Origin of the sequence: Microvirga sesbaniae (assembly GCF_025460805.1) — a bacterium.
GTDB lineage: Bacteria > Pseudomonadota > Alphaproteobacteria > Rhizobiales > Beijerinckiaceae > Microvirga > Microvirga sesbaniae.
In genome coordinates this window covers 148,815-164,685 of sequence record NZ_JAMXFJ010000002.1, presented here as the reverse complement: position 1 = coordinate 164,685, position 15,871 = coordinate 148,815, and the positions used below count along the sequence as shown (strand labels likewise).

Below are 15,871 nucleotides of genomic sequence, written 5' to 3'. Positions count from 1 at the left end.
GGACCTGAAGCTGCTTCCCCTCACATGGAATCATCTCTCTTCTTGGCCGAGCCGCATCGTTTGTCGGTGAACCGGATCCACGTCACCGAAAAATGCTCTAGAACGTCCGGGCCCCGTTCACCGGCAGCATGATGGCGTAGAGCGACGTGGTGGCGCAGATGTAGAGCCGGTTCCGCTTCGGCCCGCCGAACACCAGGTTGGCGACCCCTTCCGGCACCAGGATCTTGCCGATCAGCGTGCCGTCGGGGTCGTAGCAATGGACACCGTCGCCGGCACTGGTCCAGATCCGCCCGGCCTCGTCGAGCCGGAAGCCGTCGAACAGGCCCGCCGTGCAGGTGGCGAAGACCGTGCCGCCCGAGAGCCCGCCATCGGCTTTCACGTCGAAGACCCGGATATGGCGCGGGCCATCCTTGACGTGGGTGGCGCCGGTATCGGCCACGTAGAGGAGCGACTCGTCGGGCGAGAAGGCGATCCCGTTCGGGCGGACGAAATCGTCGGCCACGATGCGCACATCGCCCGATTGCGGATCGATGCGGTACACGTGGCAGGCGCCGATCTCGCTGTCCGCCTTGTGGCCCTCGTAATCGGAATCGATGCCGTAGGCCGGGTCCGTGAACCAGATCGAGCCGTCGGATTTCACCACCAGGTCGTTGGGAGAGTTGAAGCGCTTGCCCTGATGGTGGCTCGCCAGCACGGTGACGGAGCCGTCGTGCTCGGTGCGGGTCACCCGACGGTTGCCGTGCTCGCAGGTGACGAGGCGGCCCTGCCGGTCGACGCTGTTGCCGTTGGAATAGCCGGCCGGATGACGGAACACGCTGACCGCGCCCGAGGTCTCGTCGAAGCGCATCATCCGGTCGTTGGGGATGTCGCTCCACACGAGATAGCGGCCGGCCGGGAAATAGGCCGGGCCCTCCGCCCAGCGGCAGCCCTCGTAGAGCTTCTCCAGACGCGCCGATCCCTTGAACAGGTGCTGGAAGCGATCGTCGAGAACGACGGCGACGTCTCTGAACATGGCGAGGGGCACTCTCTGTCAGTGAGCCATCAGGACGGGAATCGTCGTGTTGCTCAGGATATGGCTGGTGGCGCCGCCGAAGAACATCTGCCGCAGGCGGCTCTGGGTATAGGCGCCCTTCACGAGGAGGTCGCAGCCGAGAGCGCCGGCTTCGGACAGGATGGTCTCGCCGGCCCTGTTCGAAGGATCCGCCGCCGTGACGGCTTCCGCCGGCAGATCATGCATCCTCAGATGCCGGGCGAGCTCCGAGCCCGACGGGCCGGGCACGCCCCAATCCTCGAGTTCGAGCACGACGATGCGCCGGGCCTTCTTGAGCAGCGGCATCGATCCCAGCACGGCGCGGGCGGTTTCCGTGCTCCGGTTCCAGGCGATCACGGCGGTCTCCGCGAAGGTCCTGGGTGCGCTCGGAGGCGCGATGAGAACGGGACGGCCGGTCTCGAACAGGGCCGCCTCCACGGTGGACAGGCGGGTCTGGCCGTTGGAGCCGTCCGGCCGGCCCACTATCACGAGATCGAACACCCGGCCGTAGGCGCCCAAAAAGGCGTCTTCCATCAGGCCGTCCTGGCGCCAGCCGGAACTCAGGCCCGGCAGGCCCGCGGAGGCGCGCGCGATCTGCTGCGTCGTCATGAAGGCCTCGAACCGCTCGCGGCAGGCGCGGGCCATTTCCAGGCGGTTCTCCGGCGTGATCGGGGAGGGCACGCCGATGGCGATGTCCACCGGCAGGACGACCGGGTAATCGGGGGTGATCGCGATCCCCTCGATATAGCTGTCGAACAGGCGGCCGAGATGCAGAGCCGCCTGCAGCTGAGGCTCGACGATGCCGTGGTCTTCGATCGGAACGAGAATGCTCTTCATAAGGATTATTGTCGCGCTTAAACCCAGGCTCGGCAAGACCATCCGAAAGTTCACCCCGGGCTGTGGACGGAAATCGGTTTGACATCCGGTCGTCGTCGGCTCCAGCTTGAACGGCCCGGCACAATCAAGGAGCCTTCCATGCGCAAGATCGCGCCCCTCGCGGCAGCCGCTCTCCTCACGTTCTCCGCCTCGTTCGCAGCGCTCGCCTTCGATCCGGGCAATACGAGCCGGATCAAGACGCTGGTGGATACCGGCATGCAATACTATTGGTCGGGCGGCGACGTGAAGAAGGCCGAGACGGAGGTTTTCAAGGGCATCACCCTGCACGGCCGCTACGACGTGGTGGAGAAGGCCTTCGCCGAGGCCTCGACCCTGGCGCCCGAGCGCCTCGATTTCCGATTCGCCGTCGCGTCGTCCCAGATTCTGCAGAAGAACCTGGCCGGCGCCCGCGCGACCTATGAGGACATCCTGGCCAGGGATCCAGCCTCCTTCGACGCGCAGGCCTGGCTCGCGGCGCTCGCCCGGATCGAGGGCAAGGCCGACGAGGCCGCTCTGACGGATCAGGCCCTGGCGGCTCTCGACCGGGCGCGCTCGGACTCCTATCGTCAGCGCTTCGCCCGCGCCGAGGCCATCATGGCCGAGCGCCCGAATACGGAGGTGCCGACGGTTCCGGGCCGCGTGATGATCGTCGCCCTCGGCTACGCGCTGGCCAAGGACGGCACGGCCGAGAAGCCGCTCCTCGACCGTCTCGACGTGGCCCTCAGGGCCGCCAATGCCAATCCGACGGCCCGGATCATGGTCACCGGCGGCCAGCCTCAGGCGGGCGTCACCGAGGGCGACGTCATGACCAAGTGGCTGGTGGAGAGGGGCGTCGACCGGGACCGCATCCTGATCGAGGACAAGTCCAAGGATACGGTCGGCAACGTGCTCAACGTCGCCAATCTCCTGAAGCGCCACACGGCCGATGCGGTCATCCTGGTGACGAGTTCCAGCCACATGCGCCGGGCCCGGACGCTCCTGGAGGACGCCTTCCGGCAATACGGCATCGACGCGCCGATCCTGCCCGTCGTCGCCCTCGATGCGCCGTCCGTCGAGGAGGCGGCCAAAGTCTCGAAGGACGAGCGCATGGTGATCTACCGCGATCTCATGCGCGTCTCGGGCCTGTGGGCCTATCCGGGCATCCAGCAGTAGCGCCGGGATGCTCTTCGACGCGTGAAGCATCGGATGGATCCCAAAAGTGCAAGTCCACTTTTGGGTCCGATGCTTTAGAAAACCTTGAAGTCTCCCGGCTTCCAGGAGACGTCCGGATATTGCGGGTTCATCTCCTCGAGAGTCGCCTTGACGATGGTCGCGATGGCCGCGTTGCGAACCCATTTCCGGTCGGCCGGGACGATGTGCCAGGGCGCCCACGGCGTCGAGCAGCGGTTGAGCATGATCTCGTAAGCCTCCTGATAATCGTCCCAGTGCTCCCGGTCCTCCAGGTCGCCGGGGTTGAACTTCCAGTGCTTCGTCGGGTCGTCGAGCCGTTCCTGCAGCCGTTCCTTCTGCTCGTCCTTCGAGATGTGCAGCATGAACTTGAGGATGGTCGTGCCGTTCTCCACGAGCATCTTCTCGAACGCGTTGATCTGCTCGTAGCGCTGCTCGATGACATTGTCGGGCGCAAGGTGTCTGACCTTGCCGACGAGGACGTCCTCGTAGTGGGAGCGATTGAAGATGCCGATGGTGCCGCGCCGGGGGCAGGCGGCATGCACGCGCCAGAGATAATCGTGCTCGAGTTCGAGCCGGGAGGGCGGGCCGAAGGCATGGACCGAGACGCCCAGGGGCCCGGTCGCATTGAAGACGCCGCGGATCGTGCCGTCCTTGCCCGACGTGTCCGTTCCCTGAAGGATGACGAGCAGGGCGCGGGAGCCCTCCGCGTAGAGCCTGTCCTGCAGGATGTCGATGTCCTTGGCAAGGGCGGCGGTTGCCGCCTTGGTCTCGTCGCCGTCCTGGAACGAGGCCTTGTCCCGCGGGTTGCGGTCCTTCAGCCGGACCTTCTCGCCGGGCTCGACCCGGAGCTTCTTCCGCAAGTCCTGTTCCTGATCCGCCATTCGCGATCCTCCATGTGTTCAGGACGATAGGGCACGACGGCTTGAAAGGAAGGCTGGGATCGCGGCCGGCGCGCTCTTTACGGGCTTCCCGGCAGGACTTACCAGAGACCTGCCAGTCAGATCAGAAGGGGCTGCCACGATGCTTACACTCTACTATTATCCCGGCAATGCCAGCTTGCTGCCGCACATGATGCTGCGGGAAATCGGCGCCGAATTCGAACTGCGCCTCGTGGATCGGGGGCAGAACGCCCAGAAAAGCCCTGATTATCTCAAACTCAATCCGAGCGGGCGCATTCCGGTTCTCATGGAGGGCGACCTCGTGCTCTTCGAGACCGCCGCCATCGTGCTCCATCTCGCCGACCGGTTCCCCGAATCGGGCCTTGCTCCCGCGGTCGGAACGGTGGAGCGGTCCGAGTTCTACAAGTGGATCATCCACCTCACGAACACGCCGCAGGTGGAGTTTCGCGCCTGGTTCTATCCGCACGAGCACGTGGCCGATGAGGCCGCCGCGCCGACCGTCAGGCAGGCGGCGGGCGAGCGTCTCGACCGCATGTTCGACGTGATTTCCGCGCAGCTTGCCGACAAGACGTGGCTTCTCGGCGAGCGCTTCTCCGCCGCCGACCTCTTCCTGTTCATGCTGATCCGCTGGGGACGCGGCATGCCGCGCCCGCCGCGCAGCATCCCGAACCTGAACGCGCTGGCCGAGCGCGTGCTGGCGCGCCCGGCCGTCCAGAAGGCGCTCGAGGCGGAAGGGCTCAAGGCTCCGATCTTCTGACGCTACTTCTTCCGTGGCGCGCGCTTCGACCGCGCGCGCTCCGGCAGCACCTGGTCGACCTTGCTCATGTCCGCCCAGGGATCCCGCTTGAGCGCCTTGAGGCGCTCGCTCAGGTTCTCGACCGTGAAGCCGTTGGGCTTGAGACCCGGCCCTAGCTCTTCCCAGGCCACCGGCGTGGCCACCGGAGCGCCCGGCCGGGACCGGGTTGAATAAGGCGCGACCGCCGAGGCCTCGCGGTTGTTGCGCAGGTAATCGATGAAGATCCGGCCCTCGCGCTCGTGCTTGACCGAGGTGGTCGTGTAGCGGTCCGGCTCGTCGGCCGCCATGGCTTCGGCAACCTCCCGCGTGAAGGCGAGCGCATCCTTCCACGGCGCTTTCGGCCTGAGCGGCACGACCACGTGCAGGCCCGTGCCGCCGGTCGTCTTCACGAAGCTCTCCAGCCCCAGCGCCTTGAGGCGCTCGCGGACGGCACGCGCGCCGTCGATTACCGCCGGCCAGTCCACGCCCTCGCCGGGGTCGAAATCGAAGATGAGGCGGTCGGGTCGTTCCAGGTCGGCCAGAATCGCCCCCCACACGTGCATTTCCAGCACGCCTGCCTGCACGAGAGCGACAACGCCCTGGATGTCGCGGACGGTGAGGATTTCCTGCTTGCCCGATCCATCCTTCACCGTGTCCGCGTGGATGAACGAACTCATGCCCGCCCAGGAGTGACGCTGGACGAAGCACTTCTTCTCCGCGCCGCCAGGACAGCGGATCAGCGTCAGCGGCCGGTCGACCAGATGGGGCAGGAGCCAATCGGCGATGCCGGCATAGAAGGCCGCCAGCTCCTGCTTCGTCAGGCCCTGGTCCTCCCACAGCACGCGCTCCGGATGGGTCAGGGATACGCCGGCGACGTCGGTCGGAGGGTCATCGAGGCCCTTGGATTTCGGCGCGGCTCGCTTCGCGGGCTTGTCAGATTTCGGCGAGGTCGTCGTCTTTGCCGGCGCTTTTCGTGACGCGGAACTCCTGGCCGGACGGCTGGGCGCGATCTCCTCAAGGGCGCGCCCCGATTTCACCGACAGGGGTGCCTCGTCGAGGATGTCCGGATCGTCCTCGCCACGGGCATCGGCATCGTCCGCCTTGATCAGGAGCCAGGATTCCTGGCGTTCGCGCGGGCGCTTGGCCATGCGGACGAGATGCCATGCCCCGTGCAGCTTCTCGCCCTCCAGGCGGAAGGTGAGGCGTCCCTTGTCGTAGCCCTCTTGAGGATCGCTTTCCGGCTCCCAGGTCCCGCGATCCCACAGCAGGACGGTGCCGCCGCCGTACTGGCCCTCCGGGATGGTGCCCTCGAAGTCGCCGTAATCGAGCGGGTGATCCTCCACATGGACCGCGAGGCGCTTCTCGCCCGCGACGAGGCTCGGCCCCTTGGCCACCGCCCAGCTCTTCAGGACGCCGTCGAGCTCCAGGCGGAAATCGTAGTGCAACCGGGAGGCGTCGTGCTTCTGGACGACGAAGGAGGCGCCCCGGCGCCGGGAGGCCTTGCCTGCCGGTTCGGAGGTCTTGGTGAAGTCGCGCTTGGCGCGATAGGCTGCGAGCTTTGCCATGGCGCGGAGTCAAATCCGCGCCCGGCGATCTGGTTCCAGGTTGGGGTGGAGAGCGCAAGGTCGCGCCTGCGCGGCTCTCCGCCTGAGCGTCCGGCCCCCTGTCGTCATGGCCGGGCTTGTGCCGGCCATCCCGATGCTGTGAGTCGCGGCGCTCTTCCCGCCGGGATCACCGGCACAAGGCCGGTGACGACGTGAGGACGTGGATGCCTGGGTCTCAGGAAGCCAGCGGTCGTACGGCCGGCTCGGCCCCGTTGCGCTCCGTCAGGAACGCGGCGGCGATCAGGTCGCGGGTATAGTCCTCCTGCGGCCTGTCGAAGATCTCCTCCGCGGTGCCCCGCTCGACCACCTTGCCGCTCTTCATCACCATGATTTCGTCCGAGAGCGCGCGCACGACCGCCAGGTCGTGGCTGATGAAGATGTAGGCGAGGCCGTGGGCCTTCTGCAGGTTGCGCAGCAGGTCGACGATCTCCTTCTGAACCGAGCGGTCGAGCGCCGAGGTCGGCTCATCGAGCACCACGAGCTTCGGATGGAGGATCATGGCGCGCGCGATGGCGATGCGCTGGCGCTGCCCGCCGGAGAATTCGTGCGGGAAGCGGTTGCGCCAGCCTGCGTCGAGCTGCACCTCCTCGAACGCCTGGGCGGCCCGCCGGTCGCGCTCCTTGCGGGAGATGCTGGGTTCATGGACGAGGAGGCCCTCGGTCACGATCTCGCCCGCCGTCATGCGCGGCGAGAGGGAACCGAACGGATCCTGGAAGACCAGTTGCAGATGGCGCCGCAGGGGGCGCATGCCGCCCCGGTCGAGGGGCATGAGGTTGCGGTCCTCGAACCGGACGAGGCCGGAGGCCGGCAGCAGGCGCAGGATGGCGCGACCGAGGGTCGACTTGCCCGAGCCTGATTCGCCCACCACGCCCACCGTCTCGCCGGCACGCACCCGCAGGCTGACGTCGTCGACGGCCTTGAGCACGTGGGTGGCCTTGCCGAAGAAGCTCTTCTCCAGGGTGAACTGCACCGCCATGTTGCGCGCATCGAGCACCACCGGGGCGGTCGATGGAACGGGCTCCTTGCGGCCGGTCGGCTCCGCGTCGATGAGCATTTGCGTGTAGGGATGCTTGGGGGACGCGAAGATCGCCTCGGTGGCGCCGCTCTCCACCACCTCGCCGCGCTTCATCACGTAGGTGCGGTCGGCGAAGCGGCGCACCACGCCCAGGTCGTGGGTGATGAACACGATCGACATGCCGAGCCGCTTCTGGAGATCCGCCAGGAGTTCCAGGATGCGGGCCTGCACCGTCACGTCGAGGGCGGTCGTCGGCTCGTCGGCGATCAGCACGTCCGGGTTGTTGGCGAGCGCCATGGCGATCATCACGCGCTGGCGCTGGCCGCCCGACATCTCGTGCGGGTAGGCGTCGATGCGCCGGGCCGGGTCCGGAATGCGCACGAGCTCCAGGAGCTCGATGGCGCGCTTGCGCGCCTGCGCCTTGCTCAGGCCCCCGTGGGTGGTGAGCGGGAGGCTCAGCTGATCGCCGATCCGGTAGAGCGGATCGAGGGAGGTCATCGGCTCCTGGAAGATCATGGTGAGCTTGGAGCCGCGATAGGCGTTGAGCCTGTCGGGCGAGAGGCCGACCAGCTCGTCGCCGCGATACTTGACCGAGCCTTCGGCCCAGCCGTTCGAGGCGAGCAGCCCCATGACGGACATCATGGTCTGGCTCTTGCCCGAGCCGGATTCGCCCACGATGGCGACGGTCTCGCCCGGGTTGATGTCGAGGTCGATGCCCTTCACCGCATGGAGGATGCCGTCGCCGGTGCGGAAACGGACGTGAAGGTTGCGGACGGAAAGAACCGGTTCGGCCATGGTGGCGTCCTTCATGTCAGCGATCCTTCGGGTCGAGAGCATCGCGCAGGCCGTCGCCGATGAAGTTCAGGCAGAAGAGGATCGCGACGAGCGTGATGGAGGGATAGATCAGCATCCAGGTCGCGCCCTGGATGTTCTTGGCGCCTTCGGAGATCAGCACGCCGAGACTGGTGTTGGGCTCCTGGACGCCCAGCCCCAGGAAGGACAGGAAGCTCTCCAGAAGGATGACCTTGGGGACGAGCAGGGTCATGTAGACCACGACGGGCCCCAGCGTGTTGGGGATCACGTGGCGGCGGATGATGCCCTTCGTCTCGACGCCGAGAGCCTCGGCGGCCTGGACGTATTCCTGCCGCTTGATGGACAGCGTCTGCCCGCGGACGATGCGCGCCATGTCGAGCCATTCGACCGCGCCGACCGCGATGAACATCAGCACGAAGTTGCGGCCGAAGAACACGACCAGCATGATCACGAAGAAGATGAAGGGCAGCGAGTAGAGGATGTCCACGACGCGCATCATCACGAGGTCGACGCGCCCGCCGAGATAGCCCGACGTGGCGCCGTAGATCACCCCGATCAGGATCGCCACGAAGGTGGCGAGCAGGCCGATGGCGAGCGACACCTGGCCGGCCTTCATGGTGCGCGTGAGAAGGTCGCGCCCGTTGGTGTCGGTGCCGAAGAAGAAATACTGGCGCTTCAGGGGCACGTCGACCACGAGACGCTGGCCCTCCTGCTGCTTCTCGACGACGCGCGCCGGCCCGAACAGGTCCGAGCGCTCGAAATAGGCCAGAAGCCGCTCGTCGATCGGCCGGCTGCTCGAGCTGACGAGCGTCATGTGGACGACGTCGTCGCCGACCGTGATCCCCTCGGCCTTGGCCCGGACGCGGGCGCCGATGCGCTCGATGTTCGGCTCGATCTGGTCGGCCTTCGGATAGGCCTCCAGGCTTGCCGGCACCTTAACGTAATCCGGGTAGACCCGGTCGAAGGGATGGCCCGTGACAAACGGTCCGAAGATGCAGGCGAGGGCGATCAGGCCCAGCACGATGATGCTGGTGAGCGCCGCGCGGTTGCGGATGAGACGGCCCCGGGCCTCGGCCCAGAGGGAACGTCCGGTGATGGGGCCCGTCATGGTCTCGACGGGAAGAACGGCGCCTTCGGCCATGGGAGATCTCACTCGTAGCGAATGCGCGGATCGATAAGGGCGTAGAGGATATCGACCACGAGGTTGAAGAGCAGCACGAAGACCGCCACCACGACCACCGTGCCCATGACGAGGGTGTAGTCACGGTTGAGGGCGCCTTCGACGAAGTAGCGACCGATGCCCGGCAGGCCGAAGATCGTCTCCACCACGACCGAGCCGGTGAGCAGGGCCGCCGCCGCCGGTCCGAGATAGGACACCACCGGCAGGGCCGCGCCGCGCAGGGCATGGGCCACGATCACCCGGGTGGGCAGGCCCAGCGACCGCAGGGTGCGGATGTGGTTGGAACGAAGGTTCTCGATCATGGCCGCGCGGGTCATGCGCGCGACGACCGCGATCTGCGGCAGGGACAGCACGAGAACCGGCAGGATGAGGTTGCGGACGTTGCCGTTCGCCCACCCGGCCACCGGAAGCCACGCGAGCGCCAGGCCGAAGACGATCTGGAGGATCGGCGCCACCACGAAGTTCGGGATGGTGAGGCCGAGCGCGCCCATTCCCGTGACCAGGTAGTCGACGGTGCTGTTCTGGCGCAGGGCCGCGATGGACCCGAGGGTGCCGCCGACGAGGACGGCGAAGGAGAGCGCGAGCGCGCCCAGGGTCATCGAGATCGGAAGCCCACGGGCGAACAGCTCGCCCACCGAGAAGTCGCGCAGGATGAAGGACGGCCCGAAATCGCCCCGAACGACCGCGCCGAGATAGAGCAGGTACTGCTGGAAGAGCGGCTTGTCGAGCTGGTAGATCCGGTTGAGGTTTTCCATCACCTTGGCCTCGAGCGGCCGCTCCAGATCGAACGGCCCGCCGGGGGCGAGCCGGATCAGGAAGAACGAGATCGTCACGATGATGAAAAGGGTAGGGATGGCCGACAGGAAGCGGCGAAAGATGAAGGAGAGCATGGGAAGCTCCTCCTGCTGCTACAGCATAACAATAAAAGAATAGGGCGGCCTGACGAGCAGACCGCCCCCCTTATCAGATTTATTTTTACTGCGTCTTCGACAGGAACCGCGTCGGATAGACGCCCCGGGTGTTCTGCACGAAGCCCTTGATCTTCGGCGAGATCAGGTTGCTCTTGCCGTAGTACATGATCGGGATCCAGGGCATGTCCTTCATGAGGATCGCCTCGGCCTGCTTGAGCATGTCGGCGCGCTTCTTCAGGTCCAGCTCCTTGGCGGCATCGTCGAGCAGCTTGTCGAACTGCGGATTGTTGTACTTGCCGTAGTTGAAGCCCTTGTTGTCGCTCTTGAGCAGGAACAGGAAGTTGTTCGGATCCGAGTAGTCGGCGATCCAGCCGTAGCGGGCCACGTCGAAGTCGCCGCCGTCACGCAGATGCGCGAAGTGGGTCTTGCCGTCCGTGTTGATGAACGACGTCTCGATGCCGGCCTGCTTCCACTGCTCGGAGATGGCGATGACCGTGTTCCGGTTGTTGTCCGTGGTGTTGTAACGGATCTCGACCTTCAGCGGCTTGCCCGGGCCGAAGCCCGCTTCCGTGAGAAGCTTCTTGGCGGCGTCCTCGCGGTCGATCGGCGACTGGTCCTTGTAGGACATGTAGGCCGGGTCGCCGTAGTTGCCCACGCCCGGAGGCATGAACGAGTAGCCGGGCTGCATGGTCTGGCCCCAGATCTGCTCCGCGATGAACTCGCGGTCGATCAGCATGGACAGAGCCTGGCGCACCTTCACGTCGTTGAAGGGAGCCTTGGAGGAGTTCACCACCATGTACCAGGTGCCGAGATACGGGCCGAGGCGGACCTGATCCTTGAAGCGCTCCTTGAGCGACTTCATCTGGTCTGCCGGGACGTCGTCCGTGGTGTCGAGCTCGCCTGCCTCGTAGCGGCGCACCATGGCGGCGAAGTCCGGAGTCGGGAAGTAGTTGACCGTGTCGATCTGGACGTTCTTGGCGTCGTAGTAGTTCTCGTTCTTGGCGAGCTTGATGTGGGAGTTCGGCACGAACTCGACCAGCTTGTAGGCGCCGTTCGTCACCATGTTGCCCGGCTTCACGAAGTCCTTGCCGAACTTCTCGACCGAGGCCTTGTGAACCGGCAGGCTGGTCTGGTGGGTCAAAAGCTCGATGAAGTAGGGGGTCGGCGCCTCGAGGGTGATCTCGACCGTCTTGGGGTCGAGCGCCTTCACGCCGAGTTCCTCGGGCTTGCCCTGGCCCTTGTTGATCTTCTCGGCGTTCTTGATGGGATACAGGATGTTGGCGTATTTCGCGCCCGTCGCCGGATCCATGATGCGGCGGTAGGAATAGACGAAGTCCTCGGCCGTGACCGGATCGCCGTTCGACCACTTCAGGCCATCACGGAGCGTAAAGCGATAGGTCTTGCCGTCGTCGCTGATCTCCCATTTCGAGGCCTGGCCTGGAACCGCTTCGCCCTTGGCGTTGTAGGTCACCAGGCCTTCGAGCATGTCGCGCAGGATGTGGGATTCCTGGACGGTCGAGGTCTTGTGGGTGTCGAGCGTTTCCGGCTCGCCCGAATTGGCGCGGTTGTAGACGACTTCAGCCGACGCGGCGCCCATGAGGGCGGCCGTGGCGACGGCGGCAAGAGCCGTGCGTTTGATCCATGATGACATCGGACGCGTTCCCTTTCTGATTATATTTCAGGGTTCTGGATTATCTCGGTCAGGACCTTTAGGGCAGTGACCTTGCCCTATTTGTTGATCAATCAACTGTTTATGTCCAGTACTATCCCGAAAAGTCAATAAAGTCCATTGATTTCAAGTACTTGACGTTCGGGAAAGGATTCAGGCGCCGGTGTCGAACACCAGTCCGGCGGCCTCGATCCCGCCGGCTGCGGCGATCTCGTCGTTGTCCGAGGTGTCGCCGGAGACCCCCACCGAACCCAGGGTTTGCCCCTGTCCGTCCTTGATCAGAACGCCGCCCGGAACGGGCACGAGCTGCCCGCCGACCGCATGGGTGGCGGAGGCGACGAAATAGGGCCGGTCGGTCGCCATCTTGTGGAGGGCGCGGGAGCCCACTCCGAGGGCCAGGGCGCCATAGGCCTTGCCCATGGCGATCTCCGCCCGCTTGAGGCTGGTGCCGTCCTCGGACAGGAGGGCCTTGAGGGCCCCGCGGGCGTCGTACACGACCACGGACAGCGGCTTGAAGGATTTTTCCCGCGCGGTCTTGAGGGTGGCGGTTGCGATTTTCTGAGCCGTCTCGAGGGTGAGTTCGGTCACGGGATCCTCCATGGGTTGTCGTTGTCGGTGCAGGGTTGTGCTTCAGCGCGTGGCGATGTCCCTGGCGGCCAGCCAGGCTGCCACGGCCTTGCGCTCGTCCAGGGTCATCTCGGTCACGTTGTTGGGCGGCATGGCGTGGGTCAGCACGCTCTGGACCCGGATTATCTCCGCATGACGGGCGACCTCCTCGGGCGTGTCGAGGCGCACGCCCTTGGGGGCGATCGTGATCCCCTCCCAGACCGGCTCGGCCGCATGGCACATGGAGCAGCGCGACTGGATGGTGAGCACGGCCTCGTCGAAGGCGGCCGCGACGGTCGCGGGTGTCGCATCAGGCGGGGCCGCCGCCAGGTTGGCGTTCCCCGGCTTGCCGATGATCGACAGCCAGATCGCGGCCCAGACGCAGAGCGCCGCCACGGCCCAGGTCCACCAGGGCGAGCCCTTGCCCGCATGCTGCGCGTTGAAGAAGTGCCGGATCACGGCGCCGGCGATCACGATCAGCCCGATGATGGCGACCGCGTAGCGCGACGACCAGGCGAGCGGATAGTGGTTCGACAGCATCAGGAAGATGACGGGCAGCGTGAGGTAGTTGTTGTGCGTCGAGCGCAGCTTGGCTTCCTTGCCGAGCTTCGGGTCGGGCGAGCCGCCGGCGAGCAGGGTCGCCACGACCTTCTTCTGGTTCGGGATGATGATGAAGAAGACGCTCGCCGACATCCAGGTGGCGATCATGGCGCCGGTATGAAGGAACGCCGCGCGTCCGTTGAACACCTGCGTGAACGCGAAAGCCGCGAGCAGGATATAGGCGAAGAGCGCCACGCCCAGGACGACGCCGTTCTTGCCCAACGGCGACCGGCAGAGACCCTCATAGACCAGCCAGCTCAGGGCGATGCCGCCGATCCCGATGGCCGGCGCCTGCCAGGCCTCGAGAGCCCGCACGGTCGGGTCGATGGTGTAGAGGTCCGCGTGGAGGTAGTAGACCCACACGATGAGGAAGAAGCCGCTGATCCAGGTGGAATAGCTCTCCCACTTGAACCAGGTCAGCTCCTTGGGCAGCTCGGGCGGCGCAACGAGATACTTGCGCATGTTGTAGAACCCGCCGCCATGGACCTGCCAGGCCTCGCCCCCGACGCCCTCGGGCAGCCCCTCGCGCTTCTTGAGGCTGAGGTCCAGATGGATGAAATAGAAGGACGAGCCGATCCAGGCGATGGCCGTGATCACATGGACCCAGCGGATGAGCTGGCTGATCCATTCGGAGATTTGCGGGTCGATCATGCAGCCACTTGGTCAGAGAAGGACGTCACAGCCTAGGCCCCGGCCTCCCTTGGCGGAAGGCCCGTCCTGCCGGTTTTTCAACAGGATCCCTGTCGCGGAAGCCCAAGACTTGTGCAACTAGACTTATGGATGCGCTTGACGGCGGAGCATGGTCCCGGAAGAGTCCACGGCCCGAAGGACGCAAGACCTGCCGCGAGGTTTCATGGGACGCCTGTCCACCCACGTTCTCGATACCGCCAACGGCACACCCGCCAGGGGCGTGGCCATCGAGCTTTTCGCCCTCGAAGGGACCCAGCGCCGCTCGGTCATGCGCACGACCACCAATGCGGACGGGCGCACGGATGCGCCGCTGATGATCGGCGAGGCCTTCCACGCCGGAACCTATGAGATCGTCTTCGCGGTCGGGGCCTATTTCAGATCCTTGGGCACCGCCACGGCCGATCCGCCGTTCCTGGACGTCGTGCCGATCCGCTTCACCATCGCGGAGCCCGACGGGCATTATCACGTCCCGCTCCTCGTCTCGCCGTGGAGCTATTCCACCTATCGAGGAAGCTGACCTTGCCCGATACCTCCTATCCCCGCGACCTCGTCGGCTACGGCCGCAACCCGCCCGATGCCGGCTGGCCCAACGGGGCCCGCATCTGCCTCCAGTTCGTGATCAACTACGAGGAGGGCGGCGAGAACAGCATCCTGCACGGCGACCGGGCCTCCGAGGCGTTCCTGTCGGAGATCGTGGGAGCCCAGCCCTGGCTCGGCCAGCGGCACATGAGCATGGAGTCGATCTACGAATACGGTTCCCGCGCGGGCTTCTGGCGCCTGTGGCGCATGTTCACGCAGCGCAACATGCCGGTGACCGTCTACGGGGTCGCCACGGCGCTCATGCGCAACCCGGACGCGGTCGCCGCCATGAAGGAGGCGAACTGGGAGATCGCCAGCCACGGGCTGAAATGGATCGACTACCGGGATTTTTCGGCCGAGGAGGAGCGGGCGCACCTCAAGGAGGCGATCCGCATCCACACCGAGGTGACGGGCGAGCGGCCTCTCGGATGGTACACGGGCCGCACCTCGGAGCACACCAACCGCCTGGTGGCGGAGGAGGGCGGCTTCCTCTACAGCGCCGATTCCTACGCGGACGAGCTGCCCTACTGGGAGCAGCACGGGGACCGGTCCCAGCTGATCGTGCCCTATACGCTCGACGCCAACGACATGCGCTTCGCCACCCCGCAGGGCTTCAACGCGGGCGACCAGTTCTTCGCCTATCTGAAGGACAGCTTCGACACGCTCTATGCGGAGGGCGAGACCGCGCCGAAGATGCTGTCGGTCGGCCTCCATTGCCGGCTCGTCGGCCGCCCCGGCCGGGCCGCGGCGCTCGCCCGCTTCCTCGACTACGTGGCGTCCCACGAGAAGGTCTGGGTGACGCGGCGCGTCGACATCGCGCGCCACTGGATCCGCCGTCACCGCCCGGCCGACGTGAGGCCCAGCCGCATGAGCCGGGTGGTGTTCGTCGAGCTCTTCGGGGACATCTTCGAGCATTCGTCCTGGATCGCCGAGCACGCCTACGAGGCCGGGCTGACCGCCGGGCAGGATACGGCGGAGGGCCTTCATGCCGCCATGGTGCAGGTGCTCTCGGAGGCGACCCACGAGCAGAAGCAGGCGCTGATCAACGCCCATCCGGATCTGGCCGGCCGCCTGAAGCTCGCCGACCTCACGGCGGATTCCCGCAGCGAGCAATCCTCCGCCGGGCTCGACAGCCTGACCGAGGCGGACCGCGACCGGTTCCTGAAGCTGAACGACGCCTACCGGCAGAAATTCGGCTTCCCCTTCATCATGGCCGTGAAGGGGCGCTCGAAGGAGGAGATCCTCGCGGCCTTCGAGGAGCGGCTCGATCACGAGACCGACGTGGAATTCGAGACCGCCATCGCGCAGATCGAGCTGATCGGACTGCTCCGGCTCAAGGATCGCCTGCCATCGCTCGCCGACGTCTTCTCGTCCCTGGCCTGACCGGAACCGTTGAGATCACCGCGCGTCTTCCTCCCAGCTTGGCCATCATGAGCCGGGCAGGAGCCAAAGGA

The 15,871-nt window shown here is 65.9% G+C and carries 13 protein-coding genes and 2 pseudogenes; 4 read left to right on the top strand and 11 right to left on the bottom strand.

Going from position 1 to position 15,871, the window contains the following annotated elements; all coding sequences use genetic code 11:
- Positions 1-97: 97 nt before the first annotated feature.
- Both OCW50_RS03445 and OCW50_RS03440 read right to left on the bottom strand, forming a co-directional pair.
- Positions 98-1,012, bottom strand: a complete 915-nt coding sequence (locus OCW50_RS03445; protein ID WP_262296449.1) for an SMP-30/gluconolactonase/LRE family protein — start codon at positions 1,010-1,012, stop codon at positions 98-100.
- A gap of 18 nt (positions 1,013-1,030) precedes the next feature.
- A complete protein-coding gene (locus OCW50_RS03440) occupies positions 1,031-1,867 on the bottom strand; it encodes a universal stress protein (RefSeq protein WP_262269716.1) in 837 nt (278 codons plus the stop codon).
- 138 nt (positions 1,868-2,005) lie between these two features.
- Here OCW50_RS03440 and OCW50_RS03435 point away from each other — a divergent pair, with 138 nt between their 5' ends.
- A complete protein-coding gene (locus tag OCW50_RS03435; RefSeq protein ID WP_262296448.1) occupies positions 2,006-3,058 on the top strand; it encodes an ElyC/SanA/YdcF family protein in 1,053 nt (350 codons plus the stop codon).
- A gap of 74 nt (positions 3,059-3,132) precedes the next feature.
- On the opposite strand, the gene OCW50_RS03430 is transcribed toward OCW50_RS03435, so the two are convergent.
- A complete protein-coding gene (locus tag OCW50_RS03430; RefSeq protein WP_262296447.1) occupies positions 3,133-3,957 on the bottom strand; it encodes a polyphosphate kinase 2 family protein in 825 nt (274 codons plus the stop codon).
- Between the two features lie 139 nt (positions 3,958-4,096).
- On the opposite strand from OCW50_RS03430, the gene OCW50_RS03425 reads away from it, so the two are divergent.
- Positions 4,097-4,732: a glutathione S-transferase family protein gene (locus OCW50_RS03425; protein WP_262296446.1), complete on the top strand. Its 636-nt coding sequence runs from the start codon at positions 4,097-4,099 to the stop codon at positions 4,730-4,732.
- Positions 4,733-4,734: 2 nt separating this feature from the next.
- Here the strand turns inward: OCW50_RS03425 and ligD are convergent.
- The 8 genes and pseudogenes from ligD to OCW50_RS03390 all read right to left on the bottom strand — a co-directional run.
- Positions 4,735-5,604, bottom strand: a pseudogene (ligD, locus tag OCW50_RS33645) (non-homologous end-joining DNA ligase); the annotation flags it as partial.
- A 108-nt stretch (positions 5,605-5,712) separates the two neighbouring features.
- A pseudogene (locus OCW50_RS33640) lies at positions 5,713-6,315 on the bottom strand (DNA polymerase ligase N-terminal domain-containing protein); the annotation flags it as partial.
- Positions 6,316-6,529: 214 nt separating this feature from the next.
- Entirely contained in the window at positions 6,530-8,179 is a 1,650-nt protein-coding gene (locus OCW50_RS03415) for an ABC transporter ATP-binding protein (RefSeq protein WP_262269721.1), read from the bottom strand.
- Between the two features lies 1 nt (position 8,180).
- Positions 8,181-9,323 (bottom strand): ABC transporter permease subunit, encoded by a 1,143-nt coding sequence (locus OCW50_RS03410; protein ID WP_262296444.1) that lies wholly within the window; start codon positions 9,321-9,323, stop codon positions 8,181-8,183.
- Positions 9,324-9,331: 8 nt separating this feature from the next.
- Positions 9,332-10,252 carry an oligopeptide ABC transporter permease OppB gene (gene oppB, locus OCW50_RS03405; protein ID WP_262269723.1) on the bottom strand — a complete coding sequence of 307 codons (921 nt, stop codon included), beginning with the start codon at positions 10,250-10,252 and terminating at the stop codon, positions 9,332-9,334.
- Between the two features lie 85 nt (positions 10,253-10,337).
- A complete protein-coding gene (locus OCW50_RS03400; protein WP_262296443.1) occupies positions 10,338-11,924 on the bottom strand; it encodes a peptide ABC transporter substrate-binding protein in 1,587 nt (528 codons plus the stop codon).
- Between the two features lie 171 nt (positions 11,925-12,095).
- Entirely contained in the window at positions 12,096-12,530 is a 435-nt protein-coding gene (locus tag OCW50_RS03395; protein WP_262296442.1) for a GlcG/HbpS family heme-binding protein, read from the bottom strand.
- 42 nt (positions 12,531-12,572) lie between these two features.
- A complete protein-coding gene (locus tag OCW50_RS03390) occupies positions 12,573-13,799 on the bottom strand; it encodes a urate hydroxylase PuuD (protein ID WP_262296441.1) in 1,227 nt (408 codons plus the stop codon).
- A 202-nt stretch (positions 13,800-14,001) separates the two neighbouring features.
- Here OCW50_RS03390 and uraH point away from each other — a divergent pair, with 202 nt between their 5' ends.
- Together uraH and puuE are read left to right on the top strand one after the other, a co-directional pair.
- Positions 14,002-14,355: a hydroxyisourate hydrolase gene (gene uraH, locus OCW50_RS03385; protein ID WP_262269727.1), complete on the top strand. Its 354-nt coding sequence runs from the start codon at positions 14,002-14,004 to the stop codon at positions 14,353-14,355.
- 2 nt (positions 14,356-14,357) lie between these two features.
- The gene (puuE, locus tag OCW50_RS03380; protein ID WP_262296440.1) at positions 14,358-15,800 is read left to right on the top strand and encodes an allantoinase PuuE; all 1,443 of its coding nucleotides are present in this window, start codon (positions 14,358-14,360) and stop codon (positions 15,798-15,800) included.
- Positions 15,801-15,871: the final 71 nt, after the last annotated feature.